The organism is Nostoc sp. T09 (assembly GCF_002154695.1).
In the GTDB taxonomy this organism is placed as follows: domain Bacteria; phylum Cyanobacteriota; class Cyanobacteriia; order Cyanobacteriales; family Nostocaceae; genus Aulosira.
The window spans coordinates 1-24,271 of record NZ_MTAV01000035.1 but is presented as its reverse complement, the minus strand read 5'-3'; the positions used below and the strand labels follow the sequence as shown (position 1 = coordinate 24,271).

Below are 24,271 nucleotides of genomic sequence, written 5' to 3'. Positions count from 1 at the left end.
GGAAGAAGGAATAAAACTGTACTGAGTTTTTTTCAAAAATCAAATATGAGTCCTATATGTTGGGTGGAAAATGCCTAACAAAACCCGAATATGTTGGGCATTGCCCACCCTACATTTGAGCTTTAAGGCTACTTTATAAAGTATCTCTAATCTCTGATAAATTATCCTGCTTTAATTTTGGAAAATAAAGACTCATACTGCTTTATTGCTAATGGAGATAAGGGAAGTAAAAATTCACTTTTATCGAAAACTTCACGATTACTTAGTAACAAGTTTCTGAATGATTCTTGAATATCTGATGCGACAATATTTGTGGAAATGGGTGAATTAGTTTTGCTCAGTAGAGAAATTTGCTTAGCGATCGCTGGTTGCCAACAAAAATCAATCCATTGATTTGCTAAAGTTTCTTTGTCAACGCCTTTAGGACGTACCCAGAGATCTGCCCATACTGCTGTTCCTGACTGGGGGATAACAGCTGTGAGGTGGGGATAACGCGCCAGGACTGGTAAAACATCATCAGACCACCCTACTGCTAGCCAAGTATCTTCAATAATTAAGGGTTCTAGGTAAGTATTGGAACTGTAGAACTTTACCTGTTGATTTAAGGAGCGTAGTTCTTTTTCCAATTCTGGCACTTGGTCTAGATTGTCTGTATTGTAGGATTTCCCTAATTTCTTTAAAACTAGACCGATGACTTCTCGTGGTTGATTGAGTAGGGAAATTCGCGATCGCAGTCCGTCTCGCCACAAATCACTCCAATCTTTCGGCGTCCATCCTAATTCTTGGAATTTGTTACGGTTATAAACAATGACGGTACTACCCCAACGGTAAGGAGCAGCCCAAACCTTTCCTTGAGTATCAGGATTACCTTGCTCGTTGCGCGTTACCAGTTTTTTCCATTTGTCATCTAAAACCGACCACTGTTTTATCTGCTGTTCATTTAGTGGTTGAATCAGTTTTTGCTCAATCGCGGCTTTTAGCCAAAAATCTCCCAATGTCACTAGGTCCGCTATAGGCGTTTTTTGCTCTTGCTGAAATGGAATAAAGCGACTCCATCCTTGCTCATCACTGGTTTTTGGCTTTTGCTGCCAATTTTGTAATTGTTTAAATAAATCTTGTATCTGCCCAACGGGAGCAAACTTTAATTGCACCTGTGGCTTCAAGGCTTTCTGAAATTTATTAACTACCTGACCAGGTATAGAACCTTTTAATAGCTGTACTTTCAGTTGTGCCTGGTTGCTTCCACCACAGCCAATCAGCAGTTGTGAAAGTGCTAATGTACCTGTGGCTAATAAGAATGAGCGTCGATCCATCGAATTTGAATATAAAATTTTTGATTATAACTATCTTAAGCATTGAAATACCAAGTTTTTTAGGCATGGGAAAAGATTTAGATGCCACATTCTTTTCATTTCCCCAGCTAACTGATAGTTTCTCAAATTATAGTTTTATCTCACTTGTGATAGATAGCGATCGTTAGCTGTTCTTGCTTCAAGTGGCATGAGGTCAGTAACCTGGATGCTTAAAACAGTTGCATTTTTTGATTTGTAATTTTGAATTGTTAACTAGCTACGCTTTGGCTGTCGTGATTAGTTTTACAAGTATTTCCTTTTTCTAGTTGCCTCTATCTCTAAGTAAAATCTTAATCATTTCTTCGGTTCTTCCTAAATTGTCATAGTTCAGTAATAACTAGTAGAGTACGGCAGAACTAGAGATGAGTTAAACAGAATTTTGTTTACAAGATCATGTTTAGAACCTCTATCAAGAGGGCTTGATCATGGCTGATTTAGCCATATTGCTGGGAAATTAGGGATAAAACCGAAAATTTTACTGATTTTATTTAGATGATCGGAAATAATAGCATTTAGCTTAATTTATCTCCATAATATTATTGATATTTCCTACCAAAAATATTTAGTTATATTTAGTGAGTCATGAATTCGATATCACATTTACACAAAAGATGCAAAAAATTAAATAATTCATAAGTATTTTTAAGGTTGCCAGTAAATTGAATAACATAGAGAAAATATGCGGATTAAGGTATTAAATGGAGCCATTACAAAAGCAGATCATGTCTCTGAGCTACAAGCTGGATGCCCTCTGCCAAGTGATTGAAGAGCTTGACAGTAAAGTTTCTCAAACTTTATCGGAGTGCTCTTTAGCTAGAACTCAGGCAAAAGATAGTAATCCAGAAAATAGCGAAGCCGTGCATTACCACCAGTTCAAAGCAAATATGGCTTATAATTCCGAACTGGAACACAAGGATGTGTTGGCAGATGGCATTTATACAGACACGAATCGTCAAGGTGGAGAAAGAAGCCTGACGCCAGAAATTCAAATACAACGACTAACAGCACAATTAACAGCAGCCTATAATCGCATTGCAGCCTTAGAAGAACAATTACTGCGGGAGAGAATTCACTAATTTGGCATTAGTCCAAGAGATTTACCTGAAATTTCTGAATGTTGGCATCCGCTATTGGTTATTGAATCTGCTCAATCGCTCAAGTTGTTTTTCAATGGCTTCCAAAAGTTGGTGTTGTTGCCAACCTAGACTAATATGGGCAGCGATCGCAGATCCTCCAGCGCCCATACCTTCTTTAACAAAGCCCTGCTCGTAAGCTCGGAGTTGGGGATAACGAGAATCAGTAAAACTTAGTTGAGTTGCGATTAAGGGTGGGATTTTCCCGCCCTTAATTATGTCTTCTTCACCTAAACTATTGGCTAATTCCACCGTCCCACCCGTTGGATCTTCTGCTACCCAGCGGGTTGTGCCTACGACTACTTCTTCTGGCCGCCAAGCTAAAGTGTAAGTTTGAGCGATCGCATTCATCAGCGCGTAAACTGCTAGCATTTGCGTCCCACCCGCCAGCAACACACCACAACTACGACTAGCAGCGATCGCCATTCCCGCTACCACCACCTGCATGGGATCGCCTACTGCGGCGACGAGTTGGAGAGGATCTAGAGAATTTTGGATTTTGGCCCTTCGACTACGCTCAGGGTAAAATTTTGGATTTTGGATTAGGTATTGGGAATACGTCTTCCCTTGTATTCCTCTTTCCCTCATCCTCTCCAGTCCTGCTTGCACCAATGCCCATTTTTGTCCGTGGTTACAAACAGGATGACTGCTATTGACTTTCCCCTCGGCTGGTATCCCCAAGCCAGTTAAAATTGCCAAGGCAGTAGTCGTACCACCAACGACACACTCGCTTAAAATCAAATACCCCTGTTGAATATTGGCTGCAAGCTGCGAACCCCAAAGCAGCCCCTGTTCTAGCAAGTGGTGGACTGTTGCTAGTTCCATAGCGTTACCTTGACTTAAACACCTAGCTAGACATCCCCCCAAATCAATTGTTGGTACTGCTGGGGGCTGGGGTAAGCCAGCATTAAATAAATAAACAGGAATTTTCAGCGCCTCAACTACAGAACGGGAAATTAGTACAGGTGAAGCCCCCGCCGTCAGCGGTGGTAGGGGATATTTGGGCTGGTGTTCTGCACCGTAGTATAAAAACTCCGCATCGGCACAAGCGGTATACTTCCGGTCTTCGGGGGTAAGTCCAGCCGCAGAAATCCCTGGAATTAAACCAGTTTCAGTAAATCCTAAAACACAGGCAAACACAGGTAAGCGATCGCGGTACTTAGCAATCCAGGCTTTACCCTGTGCTTTTTGAGTATAGATATGGATCATAGCTTATTTGTCAGTTGCCATTAGTCAGGTTGTCAGTTGTCTTTTTTTGCCACTGACCAATGACAAATGACCAATGACTATTATTTATTCATAATCCATCAAAACTTGAACCCAACGTGGCGGACGGGGGATAGGATTTCCTAGACGATCCAACAGCAGCCATGCTGCTAAATGTACGATGAACAAGTAGACAAAATTGTTGAACATAATCAAAGCGATCGCCCCGACTTGAATCCAAAATACACTAGGATTTGCCAGTAATTCCAGCTTCAGGAACAACCACTCTATCAATTCTGTTACCTGGTTGATTGCATAAACCCAAAGATCCTCACCAGATAACACAGACAATAACCATACCCGGAAAAAGGCTCCCAAAGTACCTAGTAGCATACCTAAGGTAATAGAAACTATCCAGGGAACACGACGATTCCATGTGGAGCCTAATAACACACCCATAAAAGCGTAGGGCATGACAAACAACAGACTGCGGACTGGTCCCATCAACACCGCCAGCAGCAATCCAGATGTGACGGCTGCCATCCAAGCAGCTCGTCGGCCCCAACGAAGGTAAACTAGAGCGATCGGTACTGGAAAAAATATCCGCAACACCGGTCCCAAGGGAAAATAAAAATTAACAAACCAAATCAAGCTAGCAGTACTAGCTAAAAATGCCGTTTCCACCATTCTCAGGGGTGCATCAACCTTCAGTTGGGGAGGCCGCAGCGTGCTTTGATTCCCAAACTTGAGCTGACTACCTTGTTTATCTAACCATTGATTTTGGGTAGTTTGAGATTCAGAGGATGGCCCTTGCTCTGGCTCATCTGGCAGAGAATCTAAGATGCTCATATTTGACAAGTTTTTAAACTATCATTCTTTCCAAGGCTGACAAATCGGGAATACAAATAATATCCTGATCCCGCCTAATCAACCCTTTTTTTTCTAGCCTTGTCAACACTCGGGTAACTGTTTCCCGCGCCAGCCCACTTAAACTGCTCAATTCTCGGTGCGGTAAATTAGGAATTTCCGTTCCTCCTGTCTGCACCTTTTTTCCCTGTCCTTCTGCCAAAAACAGCAAAGTGTCTGCCACCCGTGACTGACTATCAGATTCTCGCAAGCGCAGTCTGCGATTGACTTGCCGCAAGCGTCGCGCCATCAGTTGAGCCAATCGCATTCCTGCCATAGGTTCTGTCTGTAGTAACTTGACAAAATCCTGAGATGGCATACTGCCAATCACCGTGGGCGTTAGGGTAATTACATCGGTAGAGCGAGGTACTTCATCTAGCGCCGCCATTTCACCAAACAATTCCCCCTTGCCAAGAATATTCAACGTCACCTCTTTACCTTCTAGGTTATAGGTGCGAATTTTTACCCATCCATCGACAATAAAATATACAGAACCACCCCAGTCATTTTCTAGTAGAATTACCTGATTAGCCGGGTGAGTACGGGTAACAAGATGGGTGAGGGCTGGTTCTACGACCAGTTCTGGCAACCCCTGAAAGAAGGGAGCCGAGATCATCCAGGGATTTGTAGGTGTCTGCAGGCTATATCGGTCTTCCATTACAACATCTTGATTACATATTTATTAAATAAAGCTGTTGGATACACAACAAACGAGAGCACTATGTTAAGCCTAAGCTATCAAAGCACAGCCCTTTACAAAAATAAAACTAAACTATGTTACACAAGAATGCGGTAAAAGCGTTGTTTCTCAATAATCTTTACCTATGGATTTAAAGCTAGTCATAATTGTGCAACAAACAGTTTGCTGAGCCTCAAGTCTTCTTGAGGAGCTAACCGGACTGCAAGCATCATTACTTCAGAACATAGGTACACAACCTTAATGATACTCAAGGTAGTTAATTTTTGCTAACGTAAAATTTTTAGCTGTTCTCCGCAATATGTAACTAAGTACAATAAAGCTTCATAATTTGCTTGTTTATCAGTACACAAAGTGTTGGTTTGCCAAAAGTAGTTTGTTTAGCTGTTACAATTTTTTCTATTTTTTATGCTATGAAGTCTGAGAAGCTACAACATTGGTTGTCTGGTGAGATAGAACAGTACCTATTAGACTGCCGTGCTGTTGAAACTGCCAAATACCTTTTGTCTTCTGAGACTGCAAGTAGTTGCCAAATCGATCTTCACAAATAGGTAGTGATTAACTATAGCCAAGATTCCCAAAATCCATAACATAAACAGAATTGCACTCAGAAGCCCAGCAAGTAAAAGCCAACCATCGTAACTTCAATAATTGTAAATTAATTTTTCTAGCAATTGACGTAAATTTCTACATAAGGTATCTAAAGTGACTTCTCACACAGATGAAATTCAAAGATTGATCGCAGACATTGACAACTTACTTGCCAATAATGGCAAACGTCTGTCTAAGCTTTTGCCTAATCAGGCGCAGGAGCCAAGAGAGGTTTTGGAGCGTATTCGTGACTTTCTCGGTAGGCTGGAAGAAACTGAGGTATTGCCCCACGATAGTCAAAACAAAGCCTCGGAACACAAACCGCTATCACCCTTATTAGCAAAATTTGTCGATCAAAATAATCATCAGTCTTTAACCCAACCCAAGCCACAAAACGAAGAGCAGAGCCACAGTACTCTGCTGCAAAAAATAAATAGTGAAGTTTCAGCTTTACTCCAGCCGCTGCAAGCAGAATTAGCAGGATTATTGCAAGAGCGAGCAAATCTTGTGCAAGAAATTCGGCAGCTAGAGCAAAGGCGATTGCAAAATTACTCCCTGAGCCAGCAGTTAGCAAACCAAGAACAGATAATTAACGAATTTTTACAGGTGCTTACCAATCGCTTGCTGCCAACTTTAACCTCGCAGTTAGCTCAGAGTTTGGTAAATTCACCTATTTCTATGACAAGTAATAACGCCAATCTAGCTCCCGTAGAAGGAACCAATCCAGATCAGGTAGAGCGCTTAACCAGGTTAGGTAGAGAGTTCGATCAACGCTTGCTGTCACTCGATGGAACTGTAAATGTTGTCTTTGAAGCACTACAGCGCAACATTCATACTTATCATGAATCTCTAACACAAGCACTGGCCAGAATGCACAGTCAAGGAGTGCAAGGCGAACAGGTAATGGCCAGCTTTGTGAATAACTTGACACAGTATTTACAGCAATTTCCTGGCTATCAGTCATCTTTATCGACAACTAAAGCAGACGCCATTAACTTACAAGCCTTACAGCCAGCTTCTCCCCAACCGGAATTAGAAATTAAGCGATCGCCAAATATAGCATCAAAACCAGAAGATACTGCCACCAACATAGAGGATTTGGATGCAGTACTGTTGGAATTTGCCACAGATGCGCCACCATCTTCCCAGACGACTACGACTCAAACCCCAACTACATTCCAGCCAGATAGTTCACAAGTAGATGAAGTAGATCAACTTTATGCCAGTTTGTTTGGTAGTGAAGATGTTTCTAACCAAGTTATAGAAACAGCGCCAACACAGGTCATTGCTAATGAACTATCTCCACAGGAAGCTGTGACTTTATCCCCTGAAGATATCATCGATAGCACACCTGTATCTTCAACCAATCAAGTGCAACCTGTTGATTCTGCTGTTGAAACAACAAATCTGGAATCTCAGCAAATAGCCGCGAGTATCAAAGAACCAACTCATTCACAACTACAAGCAATTCAAGATTCTCCTGCACAACCTACAGATTCATCGCCGGACTGGGAAGAGCTATTTTTTGAGGAAGTTACGGATATAACTAGCTTGCCAGCAGAAGTAGTGACTGTAACAGAGGATATAGCGAGTTTTGATGCAATTGAGGAAGTTACAGATACAACTAGCTTGCCAGCAGAAGTAGTGACTGCAACAGAGGGTATAGCCAGTTTTGATACAATTACAGCCCTGACAGATCTATTAGTTGATGTAGCTGCTGAGCAGCAAGTGCTTCCAGACGCAGCTCCTGTTATGGAAGTAATAAAAACTACAACAGTAACACCTGCTGCCCAAAAGCCGGAAGTAGCCATTCTCGATGAAGAGCAAGATAAATCTTTAGATAACTATATTGCCGCCTCGCCACAGGAAAATTTGCTTTCCCCAGAAGCAACCGCTACTATGCCTGATATTTCCTTAGATGATGAGCAGTTGCAATTATTGGATCAAGATTTAGCTAACTTTGATGGGCTGCTAAATTCCCCTAGTGAAGAATCTCCGCAAGAATTAGTAGGAAATACTACCACTAGTGCTTTCTCCAGTACAGAATTTTTACAGCTTACTTCTGGTGCTATTCCTCACGCAGAAGCTGAGTTAGACTTTAGCCCGGTAATTGAAAAAAAAAAGGAAAGCACAACTCCCAATTCCGCAACTTCGCTTTCTACTTCGCAAGGTCTAAATCATCCAGAAATTTCACCTCAAAATATTCTGGAGTCGCGCTGGTATCTAGGAATTGATATAGGTACAACTGGTATTTCTGCAACACTATTAAACAGCTCTACTTTTGTTGTCTATCCCATTTACTGGTCAGCAGAAAACCAAGCAGGAGCAACTTCTTTCCAGCAATCGTTTCGTTTACCAGCAGAAGTTTATCTACCTACGGCTTCTGTACCCCACAGCGAGGTTGAGAGCACAGAAACAGCACCTGCATCTGTTACTTCAGAAAACTTGTCTAGCAATGCTGCACCAGCTCAGTCAGCTGCCGATGTCAAAAAAACTCTCTACTCGGCACAATTAAAACCGTATTTACAAGTAGCCATTCCCTACAAAAGTGCCAGACAAAAATGGGAACCTGTGCTGCAATTTAATGAGTTTTCTGCGGGACCGTTAATTTGGGTTGTGCGATCGCTCTCCAAACTATTATTAACTTTAAAGTCCGATCGCCAAAGTACCACTCAAGGTTTAACTGCTGCTGCTGTTGGTTTAGACGAACAAAGTTTCCGTACCATTATCAATAATATTGCTGGTGCAATCTGCACTTGCCCATCTAGTTGGTCAGAACAATATCGCTTTAATGTCCGCGAAGCATTACTAACGAGCAAACTAGTCCAACATCCACAGCAAGTATTTTTCATCGAAGAAGCGATCGCCAGTCTTTTGACTGTGCTTAATACTGCCAACGGTGAAACAGTACAATTAAGCACTACCCAAGGTTTGCGGCCTGTACAGACAAACGAGCAGCCACTTTTAGGCAATACTCTGGCGCTGAATATTGGGGCCACAGCCACCGAAATGACCTTAGTTGATTTGCCTGAAACTTTATCGCAATTTACACACAATGATTTCATGCTCCACAGCTTTGCCTATGGTGGTAAGAGCATCGAACAGGATATTATCTGCCAACTGCTTCTACCACCCAAATCTCGGCAATCACGGGCAGAAATTCCAGCTGATAGCCAAATTAGCGCTCAGCCGTGGCTTTGGCAATCGGCTATTCCCGGTTTAGACCAGATGCAGTGGCAAAGTTTGGGGTTGGAAGAATTGGAACTTCCACGAGTCGGAGAACCAGATATCAGCGCTCGTGTTCGCCTCCAGCAGCGTTTAGAAAGTTCGCTTCTGGGGCAAGCAGTACTCGATGCAGCGCTAGCCCTGAAGCTGATTTTACAACACCAAGAATCGTTTACTTTGGATTTAGCCGACCAGCGATGGGTATTGCAGCGGCGAGATTTGGAAAGCCAAGTATTAGTCCCATTTGTACGTCGCCTTAATCGCGAACTTAACAAGTTGTTGGTAGCTCGTGGTATACCCACAGAAGCCATTAATCAAGCAATCTTGACTGGTGGAGTTGCTTCTATCGCCACCGTCAACCGTTGGCTGAAGCAAAAACTGCCCAACGCCAAAATTATTCAAGATTCATATCTGGGTGAAAATGGTGCTCCTAGCTGTAGTCGAGTTGCCTATGGTCTGGCGATGTTACCTCTACATCCCCAGGTTTTAGAAATACCCAGACAACAATACACCGATTATTTCCTGTTTACAGAATTACTGCGACTGTTGCCAGACAGACCCTTATCTTTTAGTGAAGTCATCCACTTATTCGAGGGTCGTGGCGTCAATACCCGCATTTGTCAGCAACGCCTCTTGGCTTTCTTGGAAGGTGAATTACCTACAGGGTTAATACCTAATAGCCCAGATTCCACTTGGCTTACCCAAAGTTCTCAGGGTAACCCTGATTATCATGCGATCGCTGCCGCCCCACTTTTTGAAAAACAAGGCAATCTCACCTATCGTCCCAATTCCCAACAACTTCTGTTTCTGCGTCGCTATCTCGAAGAGATCAAAGCTAGTACTCGCCAATCCCTAGAAGAACCGTATACAGTTAATTTTGCTTTAGAGGTTGCTCATTAGTCCGTCGGTAGATCGCAAAAGTTAATTACTTAGTAAGGCACGGCATCATTCAGATGACTATCTCGCTGAAAGTCTCTGGAAGCCGTGCCTTTGCTTCTTGTACTTCAGTAAAACTACTGTCTGCTGACCGCTAAATTTTGCTTCTTAATAGCACGTTTTGTCTAATTTTACGAAAATATACTGAAACTTTATAATAACTTGCTAAATTGAAAGATTGTGTAAAGTGGCGTTGAAAGGTAAAAAAATTGTCTATATTAGCACTCAGTACACCTCTCAGTAGAAACTGAAAATACAGTAGAAACGGTAAATTTCAGCAAAAACCGAAGGCAAATTATGTCCATGTCTACTTTTACTACTGATGAAAAAGGTTGTATGGTGGATAATTTAACTTTATTAAGTCATATTGATGCAGTTAATTTATCACTACAGCCTTTACACCCTTCTATCAGCAGCACAACAAAACGATTAATCGATATTTTCGGTGCCCTTATCGGACTAACGATTACAGCCTTAGTAGCAATTCCTGTAGCCATTGCTACTTTTATTGATAATCCGGGTCCGATATTTTATTGCCAAGTTCGTTGTGGACTTGAGGGTAAACCCTTCCGCATGTGGAAGTTCCGCTCGATGATTGTCAACGCCGACAAACTCAAGCATCTGGTAAAAAACCAAGCTCAAGGTCACATTTTTAAATCTGTAGACGATCCACGCATTACTCGCGTGGGGAAATTTCTGCGGCGCACCAGTCTAGATGAATTACCTCAGTTCTGGAACGTCCTAGTGGGAGAAATGAGCCTAGTTGGTACTCGTCCACCCACTCCTGATGAAGTTATCAACTACGAACCACACCACTGGGAAAGATTGCGAGTCAAGCCAGGTATGACTGGAGAATGGCAAGCTAACGGTCGTTCCAGCATTAACGATTTTGAAACTGTTGTCAGTATGGATATCGATTATCAGCGTAAGTGGTCCGTAGGTTACGACCTGAGTCTAATTTTGAAGACTATCCGCATAGTCTTTTTAAAGAACGGTGCTTATTAAATCTTAAATTGTTGCCACTCTTGCCTATTAGGGTGCGCCTATCTCAAGATGAGACAAAGTTCAACATTATGAATTCAAAATCCAACAATTTTGGGAATTTATAATATTGAATTTTGAATTGTTTAACCTTTAACCCCACTACCAGTTTCCGTAGGTACGATATAGCGTTGCAAGAAGAGAAAAAGTACCAATACAGGGGCAATAGAAATTACTGAACCAGCAGCTACCAAACGCCAATCAAGAGAAAAAGTACCTGCAAGCTTTGCGACTCCTAAGGGAAGTGTGTAGAGATTTTCGTCTTGAATAACAATTAACGGCCAAAGAAAGTCACTCCAAGAACCGATAAAGACGAAAATAGCCAGAGTCACAAGTGCCGGACGAATTGCCGGCAACATAATATACCACCATAAACCTAACTCGGAGCTGCCATCCATACGGGCAGCTTCTTCTATTTCTTTAGGAACGCTCATAAAAGCTTGTCTTAACAGAAAAATGCCAAACGCAGAAGCTAAACTCGGAAAAATCATTCCCAAATAAGTATTTCTCAAGCCTATTTGGACTGTCAAAATATACAGCGGAATCATCACGATTTGAAAGGGAATCATAATCGTGGAAACAATGCCAATAAAAATCCAATCTCGCCCAGGAAATGATAGTCGTGCTAAAGGGTAAGCTGCTAAAGCGCAAAAAAGTAGATTCAAAGCAACAGTCAGCAGCGCCACTAAAGTACTGTTATATAGGTACTGTGCAAAAGGTAGAGACTGCCAGACACTAGAGAAATTATTTAATGTCGGTTGACTGGGTAATAACTGCGGTGGCGACTGCAAGATATTTTCTGCTGGAGATTTCAAGGCTGTACTGATTAGCCAAAGCAATGGGAACAGCGTCAGTATGGCGATCGCTCCCAATAACCCATAAATTCCTAATATTTGCAGTCGTGATTTGTGATTTTGCCAATTAATCATCTGGTTGATTTGTGTTATCGATCTGACGGGGCGACAAAATAGCCTCTAAAGCTTGCAATATAAAACCATTAATAATAACATATTTTTCTAATAAAATCTTGGGTAAAATCAAAATAATTAACTTATAAGAATTAAATCATGCAACTCGAAGATTACTTTAACTTTCTTACCCCTAATGACATTCGTTTAAAAGGTTCTCGAATTGGCATCGAAACCATCTTAAATGAATATATTTACCAGCGTCATTCTCCCGAAACAATTGCTGAAACCTACCCCAGTCTTACTCTAGAACAAGTTTATGCAACTATTCTCTATTACCTACATAACCAAGAGTCAGTTACTCAATATATGGCAGACTGGCTAAAATACTGCCAAGAATCTGTAAAGCAACAAGACGAAAATCCGCCCGAATATATTTTGAGGTTGCGTCAACTGAAAGCCCAAAGAGGTATGTAATGGCAATTAAATACTTAATTGATGAAAACTTACCTCCTCTTTACCAACAACAATTGTTACGCTATCAACCTGGGTTAACTGTTTTAATGGTTGGAGAACCTGCTACTCCTCCCAAAGGAACTTTAGACCCAGAAATTCTAATATGGTGCGAGTTCAATAACTTCATTCTTGTCACCAATAATCGTACTTCTATGCCCATTCATCTAGCAGAACATCTCAAGCAAAATCGTCATATTCCTGGTATTTTTGTTTTCCGTCAAAAGCAAATATTGGACAAATTATTAACGATTTAATTTTTATTGCCGAAGTAAACGATTCTGAAGAATTTCAAGACTGTATTACTCACATCCCTCTGTAATTTAAATAAAAACTGAAATTAATTTTGTAATTCTATCAATTTTTTTTCCGTAGCAACAAAGTGTAAACGTTTATCCCAATGTTCAACAGGTATTTGAGGTAAATAAGCAAAATCAAACACAATTCCCATAGTTGGCTTTGTCGTCCATGTTGGTGAACTAAGCAAGCGATCGTAATATCCGCCGCCATAGCCTAAGCGATATCCTTGATAGTCGCAAGCAACGCTAGGGACAAGAATCAAATCTACTTCCGCAGGGTCTATAGTGGGAGCGTGGGAATGGGGTTCGATAATGCCGTAACTGCCGATTTCTACAGAGTCATTGGGAGTCCAAACATGCCAATACATGGATTTGCCAACACAACGCGGAAATCCCCAACGGTATTGATTATCTGCAAACAGCGAACTGAGGTCAGGTTCTTGGCGAAAGCTAAAATAACCAAGTATAGTTTTTGCTTGTTGAAATAAAATAGAAGTTTGCAGTTGCGTACAGATGCGATCACTTTTTTCTTTCCACTCACTCATGGGCATTAATTGCCGTTTTTTGAGCAGAGTACGCCTTAGTTTTGTTTTCTCTAATTGCGAATAATGTAATGTCATCCTATTCCAACATTTCTGGGTCAATTCCCAAAGCATTGAGTTGTTCAGGAGAGAGATTACGCAACTTCTCGACAATTCTCTCCCGCTTTTGTCGCTCAATTATGGCGCGTTCCTCACCTGTTAATAATAAATTCCCTTGCTCATCCCACCAGCGCAACCAAGGTAATTCAGCATTTTGATACAATCCTTGCCAGATTCCTAACTCTACCCCTAAAGGTGCAATTGGGTAGTGGCCGCGATCGTTGGGTGTCATTAGTTGATAAGCATTATCTATCAGGTGATAAACTTCAACCTGCGCTTTAGCAACTTCGTAAATTCCATAATAGGGGACGCGAATTGCTTGTTCATAAACCCAAAACTTGCCAACATTCCCAACTTCCCCTTGAGATGGCGGCGTTCTATCTCGTTCCTCTACGCCATCTCCTGAGACAAATTCCAAGACAATCAACGGCGCAACATATTCCTTCCACAGCACATAAGAACGCCGCATTTTGCCATCGAGAGTTGGTGGTACATTTGGTACATAAAACCAATCCGGTGCTTCCGCACCTTTTTCTGGGGGATCTGTTAATCGCCAGTAGATACCAGAATCTTGTCCAATACAATATTGACCATCAGGATGGAGCTTTTCTAGGACAGGTTTAATTGAATCTGTAATTAAGATACTTTGGGGATGCTCCTGAAGATTTTTCACAAATGTACCATCTGAATCTGGTAACTGGGTGTGGTCAGGTAAAGTTAATGCCGATAGGGAAGTCATAGGCTTTAACCTGTAGTGTATGTAAATTTTATTTTAAATTAAGATTTAAATTACTATTGAACTCAGGAATTTTACCTATAATACATATATAATACAATAGTAAAAATAACCGCAGTGAACAAATGAACTCATCTGATATAGTTACACAGCAAAGCTATAGTTCACAATTAAATAATTTTGAAAAAAGTGTTTTAAGTTTCTTAGCAGAACAAGGATTACCCACTGAGTCTGTATTAGTGTCAGTCACTGAGCGTGTAACTGTTTTTAAGAATATTGCTGATGTACTATCAAAGATTAATGACGAACAAAAACCCCGTTCTGTATATATATCTAAATATATTGCTGCTGTAGCATCAGGTTTATTTGATGCAGCATTAAATTACTTATGGGATGAAACAATTTTAGAGTTAAGAAAACGAATATCTCAATATGATATTTCCTATTTTTACGATAATGCTGTAAATAGCCCTGAAAAAAGAAAAGCTCTGAATTCAGAAGATGACCTAGTTAAAGTTAATGATAGCGAATTAATTGAGGGAAGCCGAAAAATAGGCTTGATTTCGGAAATTGGGTATAAGCACTTAGATACTATCAGATATATGCGTAATTGGGTGAGTGCTGCTCATCCAAATCAAAACGAAATTACAGGATTGCAACTTATATCCTGGCTAGAAACTTGTATTAGAGAAGTTATCTCTTTGCCTTTGTCCAATGGAACAAACAATAGAAATACAGAAATTTCTGAGAAATGTTAAGAAAAATAGTATTTCTGATTCTGATGCTAAACAAATAGCAGCATTTTTTTTGGAGCTTAATCAAGAGCAAACTAATAATTTAGCTTCAGGGTTATTCGGCATATATACACGCTTAGATACAACACCACAGACAAGGCAAAACCTTCATAGGCTAATACCTTATCTATGGGATAGAGTAGATGAGTCAGCACGCCAACAGTTTGGTGTTAAATATGGTAGATTCGTTGCAAATAATGATCAAGCAGAAGCAAGACTTGCCCTTGAGTTCCTGGAAATAGTTTCAGGCAAATCATATATTCCAGAAACTCTCTTATCAGCAGAAATAGACACTGCTGTTGATAATTTATTGAATGCTCATCGAGGGTGGGATAACTTTTATAATGAGCCTCCATTTGCGAAAGCATTAGAAACTCTAATTAATGATAGAGGACAGGTTCCTCTCCAGATACGTCAAAAGTATGTTTTGGGTTTGGTAGAAGTGTTTTTGAGTAATGGGAATGGAATGTCTACCTCTGCTGAAAGTATCTATCGAGCTTTAATTGAAAGATTTAATACAACTCAAGCAGTCATGGCAATTTTATCTTTTAATGATATAAAAATTGCTAGTAAACTTCAGCAACCTTTATGCCAAAGACAGTATCGTGAGCTTATACAAATGATGAAAATCAAAGTTTCAGCCCCAGCTGTAAAAGAGCTAATACATGAAATTGAAAATTATAAAGGTCCGCTACATAAGCTGAAAGAACAATCAGAGTTTAAACGGAAAGTTGACAATATGCGAAAAATTATCTGGGAAGGGAAGTAAGTGAAAATCTAAAGTACATTAGCTACATGATTAGAGTGCGTTAGCTTTTGGATAACGCACCATCTATTTTGATGGTAGGTGATGTCTAAAAATTGGGAGTAACACTTTCAAATCAAGATGTTTTAGCATCACATACCCTACTTAGGATTGGATTTTTATTGAATGAAGGTATCTTTAAAGATACGCTTCAAAAATGAATTGTTTACGCAATCACAGAAATTCAATATTAAAGTAACTTATTTGTTTGCCTATTTGATTGTTATGAAACACCAGGATTAGCAGAATTTTTGATCTTTTGCAAAATTTGTTCAACTTGGTAAGCTTTTTCGTTTCTTTGTTGTGATTTGAAGATATTTAAAGCCTTTGTAAGAGAAGCTAGAGCTTCATCTCGTTTATTGGTTTGCCACAGTGCCAATGCTAAGTTTGTCAAAGCATCGGCATAATCTGAATTAATTTCCAATGCTTTGCGATATTCTGTCATGGCTTCATCCCAGCGACTTTGACTGGCGTAAACAATGCCGATCGCGTTGTAAGCAAGGGCATATTTTGGTTTGAGGCGAAGGGCTTCTTGGTAGGAACTAATTGCTTCTTCCAGCCTTTTTTGCCGAAACAGTACATTTCCGAGTTGAAAGTTTCCAAAAGCGTCTTCGGGAAATTTTTTGAGGAATTTTCGTAAACTTTCCTCTGCACCTTTAAAATCTCCTTGACTGTATAAAGCATTAGCTTGTTGAATGAACTGCGATCGCTCTTTTAGAACTGAGTCTTCGATCTGTGCTTGTGCTAATTTTTGCACTCTACTTTCAAAGTTTTCTTGCCTAGTGAATTTGTCAGCAGAAGATTTAGAAGAATGTAAAGAATTTTGTGCAGTTACTGCTAACACTGATGGTGAAATAAAAATTGTAGTTATGATACTCAGCGTTATGTAACTAAGAGGTTGAACAAATACTGATTTAATTTGCTTGTTCAGCTTCATTGCCTCAATCCTTCAAGAGTGTTCTGATCCCTATGATAAATTGAGGTGCGCTAGCTAATCACAAACGCACCTCAATTAGGATTGACTGGCAATGATGTGTCAAATGTTCCTTCAAACATTCGATGGTCAATGGTCAATATTCTGACTTTAGACTGTTGACTCTTGAATGATTTACACTTCTTTGCGCAGCTTATCTAATACAGTGCGATCTTCTAAAGTTGAGGTGTCGCCAGACACTTCTTGCCCAGCAGCCAGATTTCGCAGCAATCGCCGCATAATTTTACCCGATCGCGTTTTTGGCAAAGCGTCTGTAAAGCGAATTTCACCAGGACGAGCGATCGCGCCAATTTCTTGGACAACGTGCTGCTTCAGTTCTTTACTCAAATCCTCACTCGCCTGAAAAGTACCTTCTAAAGTGACAAAAGCAACTACTTCCTCGCCTTTGAGTTCATCTGGTTTACCTACCACCGCAGCTTCCGCAACCGCAGGATGAGATACCAAGGCTGATTCTACTTCCATCGTCCCGAGGCGGTGTCCTGATACATTCAGTACGTCATCTACTCGTCCCATTACCCAGAAGTAACCGTCTTCATCCTTTCTAGCTCCATCCCCGGCAAAATAAGTGTAGTTGCCGTCTTTTGGGGGTATATGTTCCCAGTAGGTACGGCGGAAGCGTTCGGGATCGCCGTAAACTGTGCGCATCATTCCCGGCCAAGGATAGCGGATAGCGAGATAACCACCTTCGTTGTCGGGTACAGAATTACCTTCTAAATCTACGATATCTGCGAGAATGCCAGGGAAGGGAAGCGTAGCTGAACCAGGTTTGGTAGGAATTGCGCCTGGTAGAGGGGTAATCATAATTCCGGCGGTTTCCGTTTGCCACCAAGTATCTACAATTGGACAGCGTTCACCACCAATGACTTTGTGATACCACATCCAAGCTTCTGGGTTAATCGGTTCGCCTACGGTTCCCAGCAAACGCAACGATGACAAGTTTCGCGCATTGGGATGTTGTTCGCCCATCTTAATAAATGCCCGAATTGCTGTAGGTGCAGTATAAAAAACATTCACGCCGTACTTTTCAATCACATCCCAGAAACAGCCAGGATTAGAAGCGCGGGGCGCACCTTCATACATTAGCGTTGTTGCACCGTTGGAAAGCGGGCCATAAACAATGTAGCTGTGTCCCGTAATCCAGCCGACATCGGCAGTACACCAATATACATCTGTGTCTTGCAGGTCGAAGATCCATTTCGTGGTCATGTGGGTAAATAAGTTATACCCAGCTGTTGTATGTACCACACCCTTGGGTTTGCCAGTGCTACCCGAAGTATAGAGAATAAATAGCAAATCTTCGCTGTCCATTGGTTCGGCGGGACAATTGGCTGACACACCTTTTTGTAGATCATGCCACCAATGGTCACGTCCTGATTCCATGTGAGTTTGTTGCTTTGTACGTTCTACTACAAGCACATTTTTCACATTGGGAACAGCATTATTAGCTAAAGCTTTGTCTACTTGTTCCTTGAGAGGGACGATCGCATCTTTGCGCCAACCACCATCAGCAGTGATCACTAACTTGGCTTCCGCATCAATTAAGCGATCGCGCAAAGCTTCCGCACTAAAACCACCAAATACTACACTATGAGCTGCGCCAATTCGGGCACAGGCTAACATGGCGATCGCAGCTTCGGGAATCATTGGCATATAAATACCGACGCGATCGCCTTTTTGGATTCCCAGTTGTTTCAGCGCATTGGCAAACTGACAAACTTCCCGATGTAATTGGGCATAGGTAAGAGTCCGAGAATCCCCTGGTTCACCTTCCCAAATGAGTGCGGCTTTATTCTTGCGCCAAGTTGTGAGGTGTCTATCTAAACAGTTGTAAGAAATATTAGTCTTACCGCCGACAAACCATTTTGCAAAAGGTGGTTGCCAATCTAGTACCGTGTCCCATTTTTGGAACCAATGCAACTCAGTTTCGGCTAATTCTGCCCAAAATTTTTGCGGATCGGCTTTGGCTTTGTCGTAGAGACGTTGGTAATCTTCCAGACTTTTAATATGGGCGTTTTTAGAGAATTCCGCAGGGGGTGGAAATAAACGCGTTTCATGTAGGATTGATTCTATTGTGGGCTGAGACATGACTTTAATGAGATTGTTTACTGACAACTATTCTGTACCGCAATTTACTCACAAGTGTTTTGCTTTTCGTTAAGAAATCGCAAAAATGCCGACAGATTATCAGTCTTGTAGTGACCCAGATATTTTAAATCTCCGCTTCGTTGCGAACCCGCCGTCACCATAGAATGGTGCGGCTAATTGAACAAAGCCTGCCTCCGCAGGCTCAATTTCTTTAGCCTGCGAAGGCAGGCTTTGTAACGATAGCCCCAGGCTTCCAGCCTGCGGGCGATATGTCGGGAAAGCGAGAGGTATTGCAGCGGCTGTATAAATGCTGAAAAAATTACTGTCAATTTCACGCACATATTAGAGTAATCGATAAAATCTGATTTAAACAGTTAGTGCAATGTGGCGGAAATATAGTTATTTTCCCAATATTAATGAAACTAGATTTACAAAGATTTTTTGACAGTTGCAACCCCAGCAAGACTTTGGTCTTAGAAAATCCTGAGGAAAGGCAATATTATATTGATTTTGCTTCTGTGCGGGGTGGCAAAGTAATTGAAGCACTGGGGCGGACGATTACACGCCTTGCGCCAAATAAGCCTACTTGCCAATTGTTTACTGGACATATTGGTTGTGGCAAGTCTACAGAATTGCGGCGACTGGAAGCGGAATTAAAACAGCAAAATTTTCATGTGGTTTATTTTGAGTCCACTCAGGATTTAGATATGGCTGATGTGGATGTTACAGATATTATGCTGGCGATCGCGCGGCAGGTGAGTGAAAGTTTAGAAGCCGTTAATATCAAAGTTAGACCTGGTTACTTTACTGGATTGCTAAACGAAATTATCGATTTTTTGCAAACTCCAATAGAGTTAAAGGCAGAAGCAGAGCTTTCGTTGCCGCTAAAAATTGCCAAAATTACGGCTAAAACTAAAGATAGCCCAAAGCTGAGAAGTCAATTAAGGCAATACTTAGAGCCGCGCACTAATAGTATTTTAGAATCGATTAATCAAGAAGTTGTGGAACTTGCCCAGCAGCAACTGAAGGCTAAAGGTAAAAATGGGCTAGTGGTGATTATTGATAATTTGGATCGGGTAGATCCACGAGCGAAAACCACAGAGCGATCGCAACCTGAATATTTGTTTGTCGATCGCGGTGAGCAGTTACGCAAACTCAATTGCCATGTAGTTTACACCATTCCTTTGGTGCTGATGTTCTCCAATGAAATTGAGGCACTGAAAAATCGCTTGGGGGGTGGTATGGCTCCTAAGATTTTACCGATGGTGCCAGTGCAGTTGCGGGATGGGAGAGACTATGAGGAAGGATTAGCACTTTTGCGACAGATGGTGTTGGCTAGGGCTTTTCCTGGAGTGAATGCTGACAGCAGATTAGCTTTAATTACAGAAATATTTGATACACCCGAAACTTTAAATCGACTGTGCCGGATTAGCGGCGGTCATGTACGGAATTTGCTGGGGATACTCTATAGCTGTCTTCAGGTAGAAGATCCTCCCCTGTCGCGGGAATGTCTGGAAAATGCCATCCGCGAATACCGCGAAGGACTAGTATTAGCGATTACAGACGATGAGTGGGATGCACTGCGGCTAGTAGTGCAGAAACAAAGCGTGAGTGGGGAAGTTAACTATCAAACTTTATTACGCAGTTTGTTTGTCTTTGAATATCAGGATCAACAAGGGCGGTGGTTTGGGATAAATCCTGTATTAGCGGAAGCAAAGCAGTTTCAGCTATGAGTGAGCAGGGAGAGTGTGGAAAGTGTGGGGAGTGTGGGGAGTGTGAGGAGTGTGGGAAGTGTGGGGAGTGTGGGGAGGGTGGAGAGTGTGGGGAGTGTGGGGAGTGTGGGGAGTGTGGGAAGACAAGGGGGACAAATGACCAATGACCAATGACAAATGACAAATGACAAATCCCGATGATGTAACTGCCCAAAATGAGCGATCGCTTACTACTCTCATTAGAGCAATTGTAAATGCCCAAGGCCGATTTTCGCTAATTTTAGTGCGCTGCAATTATGGCGGCATACAAGAACAGATATTAGCTCAAGTACGACAGCGTTCTGGGTTAGATATCTTAGCAATTAACCTGCAACATTCCGCCAGCAGTCTTTATTCAATCATGACAGATGAGATTGGCACAACACAACCAAACGCTGTCATGATATTTGGCTTGGAATCAGTCCGTAATTTAGATGATTTTCTGGTTTCGATTAATCGCTTGCGGGATGATTTTCTGAACGATTTTCCCTTTCCCTTGGTATTGTGGATTAACGATTTGGTGCTGCAAAAACTGATCAGATTAGCACCAGATTTTTATACCTATGCTGCTGTACCGATTCGGTTTGCGATCGCAACTGAAGAATTATTCAATTTTCTCCACCAAGAAGCGGAGGAAATATTCACTAAAATTTTAGAAGCGGGAGCAGATCAATTTCTTGATAATGCTGCGCTTAACTTAACACTGGGTGCAGGTAAACGCTTTGAAATTGAGTCAGCATTACAGGAATTGCAAAAGCGTAGGTGTAAACAACCAGAAATAGCAGCTAGCCAGCAATTTATTTTAGGACGTGATGCTTACGCGAAAAATCAAATGGAGGAGTCGCGCCAACTTTATAAGCAGAGTTTAGTCTTTTGGTGGCAGCAATGTATTGATGAAAACAATCCAGAATCAGCAAGTTTAATTCAAAGAAATTTAGAAAAGCAAGCCTGTATCCTATTTCATCTTGGTTTATGGTGGCGGAGATATGCAGTTTTACATCGGGCAGAATATGACAAAGCATGTCGCTGTGCCCGGAATTATTATCAGCGATGTATTAAGAGATTGCAACAAGCAAATCGTCCCGATCTAGCAGCTAATTTTATCAACGTCTTAGCAGAAGTTTTGCAACAGTTGGGGGAATGGGAAAAGTTAGAAACCCTTGCCAAAAAAGCTGTTGAATTACATACAAAATATTACCATCCTATTAGATTAGCTAATGCTTATGCTGCCTTAGCTGAAGTAGCATTAGCTAAATTGCAATGGCAAGAAGCCAAGCAATATGCAGAAATAGCTATTAATAAAATTACCCAAACTGCTCATCAAGAAAATAATAACCTAACCCCCCAGACTCCTTCCCTAGTAGGGAATGGGGAGAATTCAAAGCCTCTCTCCTCCAAGGAGAGAGGTTTGGAGAGAGGTCTTACAGACAATAATTGGGCTATTCAATATTATATGAGTTGGTATTTGTTATTACTAGCTCAAAGTAAACGCTATCTTGGACAGGTGCAAGAAGCACTAAACAATCTAGAAATTGCTAAAAGTGAATGCAAGCCAGAATATAATCCTAAGCTTTATATTCGGATATTAGAAGAATTAAGAACATTCTACTTTGGGCAGCATCAATATTTAACCGCATTTCATCTCAAACAAGAACAAAGTTCTATTGAACAGCAATATGGTTTACGCGCTTTTATTGGTGCAGGTCGATTGCAATCTCAACGACAGGTAATTCATCCGGCTTTAGTAGCATTTAGCTCTGGTGAATCATACAACAGCGTGTTAGGAGAAGAGTCGGGAGAAGGGACTATTGCCCAAGAAATTGTTGCTTCTGGTCGCAAATATGATGTTGATAAATTAATTGAGCGCATTAGCCGCGATGACCACAAATTGATTGTGATTCATGGCCCTTCAGGTGTGGGTAAAAGTTCTTTATTGACGGCGGGTTTAGTACCAGCATTGCATCAAATTACTGTGTTTGAAGGTCGTCATATTTTGCCTGTGGTGGTGCAGGTTTACACAGATTGGGTGAAGGAGTTGGGGAATTTGTTGCGGAACCCCACCCCCAACCCCTCCCTGCTTGCGGGGAGGGGAGCTAGAGAGGGGGAAGGGGTAGGAGAAATTATTCAGCGATTGCGAGAAAATGTAGAGCTTAATTTGGTAACAGTTTTAGTTTTTGACCAATTTGAGGAATTTTTCTTTAATTGTCCTAACCCAGTTGAGCGAAGAAAGTTTTGGGAATTTTTACATCTTTGTTTAGATAGTTTTGATTTACCTTTTGTAAAAGTAATTTTGTCATTGCGAGAAGATTATTTACATTATTTATTAGAATGCGATAAGCTGACGAACCTGGAAGTTACCAAAAACGATATCCTTAATAAACAAACTCGCTATACTTTTGGTAATTTTGAGCCGGAAGCGGCTAAGTTAGTTATTCAAAGTTTAACAGAACGGTCTTTTTATTTAGAGCCTGAACTAATAGATGAGTTAGTTAAAGATTTAGCAGGGGATTTGCGGGAAGTACGCCCAATTGAATTACAAGTTGTTGGGGCACAATTGCAAACAGAAAATATCACAACACTAGAGCAATATCAGCAAAGTGGCCCGAAAGATAAATTAGTTGAGCGATTTTTAGATGCAATAGTTAAAGACTGTGGCGCAGAAAATGAACGTGCTGCCCAGTTAGTTTTGTATTTGCTTACAGATGAAAATAATACTCGCCCTTTGAAAACTAAAGCTGAGTTAGCAGCAGCTTTAGTAGCTGAAGCAGATAAATTAGATTTAGTATTAGAGATTTTAGTGACATCAGGAATTGTATTTTTAATTCCCCAATCTCCGGCTGACCGCTATCAGCTAGTTCACGATTATCTTGTAGCTTTTATTCGCCAACAACGCGGTGCTGAATTACTGGCAGAACTAGAAAGAGAAAAAGAACAGCGCAAATTGGTAGAAGCGAGGCTTAATCAAGTTTTAAAGCGGCGATTACGCGAAGCTTATCTAGCAGGCTTGGGCTTGGCAACATTAACAGTTGTAGCAGTAATATTCGGCGTACAATCATTTATTGCTAATACCAATGCCCAAATTAACGTTCTTAGCGCTTCTAGCGAAGCGCTGTTTGCTTCCAAATATGATAAAGACACCTTAATCGCAAGTTTAAATGCAGCTGAAAAATTGCAAAGAACACCAAAATTTTGGGTAGAACCAGATACTAAAACTCAAGTTATAGTGGCATTGCGGCAAGCGGTATATGGTGTAAAAGATATAGAACTCAAAACTTTAACTAGGCATAGCGCCCCAGTTTACAGCGTCAGCTTCTCTCCTGACAGCAAGACTCTTGCTTCTACCAGTGCTGACAGAACCATCAAACTCTGGAGTTTGGATGGCAAGCTCCTCAAAACTTTCACTGGGCATAGCAATTCGGTGAATAGCGTCAGCTTCTCCCCCGACGGCAAGACCATCGCCTCCGCTAGTGCTGACAACACAATCAAACTTTGGAGTTTGGATGGAAAGCTCCTCAAAACTTTCACTGGTCATAGCGATTCGGTGAATAGCGTCAGCTTCTCCCCCAACGGTAAGACTATCGCCTCCGCTAGTGCTGACACAACCATCAAACTCTGGAGTTTGGATGGAAAGCTCCTCAAAACTTTCACTGGTCATAGC

The 24,271-nt window shown here is 41.3% G+C and carries 18 protein-coding genes; 9 read left to right on the top strand and 9 right to left on the bottom strand.

Annotated features, from left to right (window positions below; genetic code table 11):
* Window positions 1-161: 161 nt before the first annotated feature.
* The gene (locus BV372_RS09775) at window positions 162-1,313 is read right to left on the bottom strand and encodes an extracellular solute-binding protein (protein ID WP_086686265.1); all 1,152 of its coding nucleotides are present in this window, start codon (window positions 1,311-1,313) and stop codon (window positions 162-164) included.
* 737 nt (window positions 1,314-2,050) lie between these two features.
* Between BV372_RS09775 and BV372_RS09770 the strand changes: the two genes are divergently transcribed.
* Window positions 2,051-2,428, top strand: a complete 378-nt coding sequence (locus BV372_RS09770) for a hypothetical protein (protein WP_086686263.1) — start codon at window positions 2,051-2,053, stop codon at window positions 2,426-2,428.
* A 51-nt stretch (window positions 2,429-2,479) separates the two neighbouring features.
* Here BV372_RS09770 and BV372_RS09765 read toward each other — a convergent pair whose 3' ends face one another.
* The 3 genes from BV372_RS09765 to BV372_RS09755 all read right to left on the bottom strand — a co-directional run bounded on the left by BV372_RS09765 (window position 2,480) and on the right by BV372_RS09755 (window position 5,255).
* The gene (locus BV372_RS09765) at window positions 2,480-3,694 is read right to left on the bottom strand and encodes a nicotinate-nucleotide--dimethylbenzimidazole phosphoribosyltransferase (RefSeq protein ID WP_086686261.1); all 1,215 of its coding nucleotides are present in this window, start codon (window positions 3,692-3,694) and stop codon (window positions 2,480-2,482) included.
* 84 nt (window positions 3,695-3,778) lie between these two features.
* Window positions 3,779-4,540, bottom strand: a complete 762-nt coding sequence (locus tag BV372_RS09760) for a DUF2232 domain-containing protein (RefSeq protein WP_086686259.1) — start codon at window positions 4,538-4,540, stop codon at window positions 3,779-3,781.
* A gap of 13 nt (window positions 4,541-4,553) precedes the next feature.
* A complete protein-coding gene (locus BV372_RS09755; protein ID WP_086686257.1) occupies window positions 4,554-5,255 on the bottom strand; it encodes a Crp/Fnr family transcriptional regulator in 702 nt (233 codons plus the stop codon).
* 744 nt (window positions 5,256-5,999) lie between these two features.
* On the opposite strand from BV372_RS09755, the gene BV372_RS09745 reads away from it, so the two are divergent.
* Together BV372_RS09745 and BV372_RS09740 are read left to right on the top strand one after the other, a co-directional pair.
* A complete protein-coding gene (locus tag BV372_RS09745; protein WP_086686254.1) occupies window positions 6,000-10,010 on the top strand; it encodes a hypothetical protein in 4,011 nt (1,336 codons plus the stop codon).
* A gap of 333 nt (window positions 10,011-10,343) precedes the next feature.
* Window positions 10,344-11,051: a sugar transferase gene (locus BV372_RS09740; RefSeq protein ID WP_373270755.1), complete on the top strand. Its 708-nt coding sequence runs from the start codon at window positions 10,344-10,346 to the stop codon at window positions 11,049-11,051.
* A 122-nt stretch (window positions 11,052-11,173) separates the two neighbouring features.
* Here the strand turns inward: BV372_RS09740 and BV372_RS09735 are convergent, their stop codons facing one another.
* On the bottom strand, window positions 11,174-12,016 hold the full coding sequence (locus tag BV372_RS09735) for a carbohydrate ABC transporter permease (protein ID WP_086686250.1): 843 nt from the start codon (window positions 12,014-12,016) through the stop codon (window positions 11,174-11,176).
* Between the two features lie 138 nt (window positions 12,017-12,154).
* Between BV372_RS09735 and BV372_RS09730 the strand changes: the two genes are divergently transcribed.
* Both BV372_RS09730 and BV372_RS09725 read left to right on the top strand, forming a co-directional pair.
* Complete coding sequence (locus BV372_RS09730; RefSeq protein ID WP_086686248.1) at window positions 12,155-12,472, top strand: DUF433 domain-containing protein; 318 nt, start codon at window positions 12,155-12,157, stop codon at window positions 12,470-12,472.
* Window positions 12,472-12,765, top strand: a complete 294-nt coding sequence (locus tag BV372_RS09725; RefSeq protein ID WP_256973141.1) for a DUF5615 family PIN-like protein — start codon at window positions 12,472-12,474, stop codon at window positions 12,763-12,765. Before BV372_RS09730 ends, BV372_RS09725 begins: the two co-directional genes overlap by 1 nt.
* 83 nt (window positions 12,766-12,848) lie before the next feature.
* Here BV372_RS09725 and BV372_RS09720 read toward each other — a convergent pair whose 3' ends face one another.
* Window positions 12,849-13,427, bottom strand: a complete 579-nt coding sequence (locus BV372_RS09720; protein ID WP_086686246.1) for a 5-formyltetrahydrofolate cyclo-ligase — start codon at window positions 13,425-13,427, stop codon at window positions 12,849-12,851.
* A gap of 1 nt (window position 13,428) precedes the next feature.
* A complete protein-coding gene (locus BV372_RS09715; RefSeq protein ID WP_086686244.1) occupies window positions 13,429-14,187 on the bottom strand; it encodes a Uma2 family endonuclease in 759 nt (252 codons plus the stop codon).
* 122 nt (window positions 14,188-14,309) lie between these two features.
* On the opposite strand from BV372_RS09715, the gene BV372_RS37075 reads away from it, so the two are divergent.
* Together BV372_RS37075 and BV372_RS37070 are read left to right on the top strand one after the other, a co-directional pair.
* Entirely contained in the window at window positions 14,310-14,942 is a 633-nt protein-coding gene (locus tag BV372_RS37075; RefSeq protein ID WP_218776701.1) for a hypothetical protein, read from the top strand.
* Complete coding sequence (locus BV372_RS37070; protein ID WP_218776700.1) at window positions 14,899-15,747, top strand: hypothetical protein; 849 nt, start codon at window positions 14,899-14,901, stop codon at window positions 15,745-15,747. The genes BV372_RS37075 and BV372_RS37070 overlap by 44 nt, the downstream gene beginning before the upstream one ends.
* Window positions 15,748-16,006: 259 nt before the next feature.
* Here the strand turns inward: BV372_RS37070 and BV372_RS09705 are convergent, their stop codons facing one another.
* Both BV372_RS09705 and acs read right to left on the bottom strand, forming a co-directional pair.
* Complete coding sequence (locus tag BV372_RS09705; RefSeq protein WP_086686242.1) at window positions 16,007-16,720, bottom strand: tetratricopeptide repeat protein; 714 nt, start codon at window positions 16,718-16,720, stop codon at window positions 16,007-16,009.
* A 171-nt stretch (window positions 16,721-16,891) separates the two neighbouring features.
* Window positions 16,892-18,862, bottom strand: a complete 1,971-nt coding sequence (acs, locus tag BV372_RS09700) for an acetate--CoA ligase (RefSeq protein WP_086686240.1) — start codon at window positions 18,860-18,862, stop codon at window positions 16,892-16,894.
* 416 nt (window positions 18,863-19,278) lie between these two features.
* On the opposite strand from acs, the gene BV372_RS09690 reads away from it, so the two are divergent.
* Together BV372_RS09690 and BV372_RS09685 are read left to right on the top strand one after the other, a co-directional pair.
* A complete protein-coding gene (locus BV372_RS09690) occupies window positions 19,279-20,595 on the top strand; it encodes an AAA family ATPase (protein WP_086686236.1) in 1,317 nt (438 codons plus the stop codon).
* A gap of 163 nt (window positions 20,596-20,758) precedes the next feature.
* A partial coding sequence (locus tag BV372_RS09685) for a hypothetical protein (protein ID WP_086686234.1) occupies window positions 20,759-24,271 on the top strand: 3,513 nt, incomplete at its 3' end.

Excerpts from the sequence above, each read along its gene's own strand:
- BV372_RS09775 (WP_086686265.1), bottom strand. The coding sequence starts at position 1,313 with ATGGATCGACGCTCATTCTTATTAGCCACAGGTACATTAGCACTTTCA.
- BV372_RS09770 (WP_086686263.1), top strand. The coding sequence starts at position 2,051 with ATGGAGCCATTACAAAAGCAGATCATGTCTCTGAGCTACAAGCTGGAT.
- BV372_RS09765 (WP_086686261.1), bottom strand. The coding sequence starts at position 3,694 with ATGATCCATATCTATACTCAAAAAGCACAGGGTAAAGCCTGGATTGCT.
- BV372_RS09760 (WP_086686259.1), bottom strand. The coding sequence starts at position 4,540 with ATGAGCATCTTAGATTCTCTGCCAGATGAGCCAGAGCAAGGGCCATCC.
- BV372_RS09755 (WP_086686257.1), bottom strand. The coding sequence starts at position 5,255 with ATGGAAGACCGATATAGCCTGCAGACACCTACAAATCCCTGGATGATC.
- BV372_RS09740 (WP_373270755.1), top strand. The coding sequence starts at position 10,344 with ATGTCCATGTCTACTTTTACTACTGATGAAAAAGGTTGTATGGTGGAT.
- BV372_RS09735 (WP_086686250.1), bottom strand. The coding sequence starts at position 12,016 with ATGATTAATTGGCAAAATCACAAATCACGACTGCAAATATTAGGAATT.
- BV372_RS09730 (WP_086686248.1), top strand. The coding sequence starts at position 12,155 with ATGCAACTCGAAGATTACTTTAACTTTCTTACCCCTAATGACATTCGT.
- BV372_RS09725 (WP_256973141.1), top strand. The coding sequence starts at position 12,472 with ATGGCAATTAAATACTTAATTGATGAAAACTTACCTCCTCTTTACCAA.
- BV372_RS09720 (WP_086686246.1), bottom strand. The coding sequence starts at position 13,427 with ATGACATTACATTATTCGCAATTAGAGAAAACAAAACTAAGGCGTACT.
- BV372_RS09715 (WP_086686244.1), bottom strand. The coding sequence starts at position 14,187 with ATGACTTCCCTATCGGCATTAACTTTACCTGACCACACCCAGTTACCA.
- BV372_RS37075 (WP_218776701.1), top strand. The coding sequence starts at position 14,310 with ATGAACTCATCTGATATAGTTACACAGCAAAGCTATAGTTCACAATTA.
- BV372_RS37070 (WP_218776700.1), top strand. The coding sequence starts at position 14,899 with ATGGAACAAACAATAGAAATACAGAAATTTCTGAGAAATGTTAAGAAA.
- BV372_RS09705 (WP_086686242.1), bottom strand. The coding sequence starts at position 16,720 with ATGAAGCTGAACAAGCAAATTAAATCAGTATTTGTTCAACCTCTTAGT.
- acs (WP_086686240.1), bottom strand. The coding sequence starts at position 18,862 with ATGTCTCAGCCCACAATAGAATCAATCCTACATGAAACGCGTTTATTT.
- BV372_RS09690 (WP_086686236.1), top strand. The coding sequence starts at position 19,279 with ATGAAACTAGATTTACAAAGATTTTTTGACAGTTGCAACCCCAGCAAG.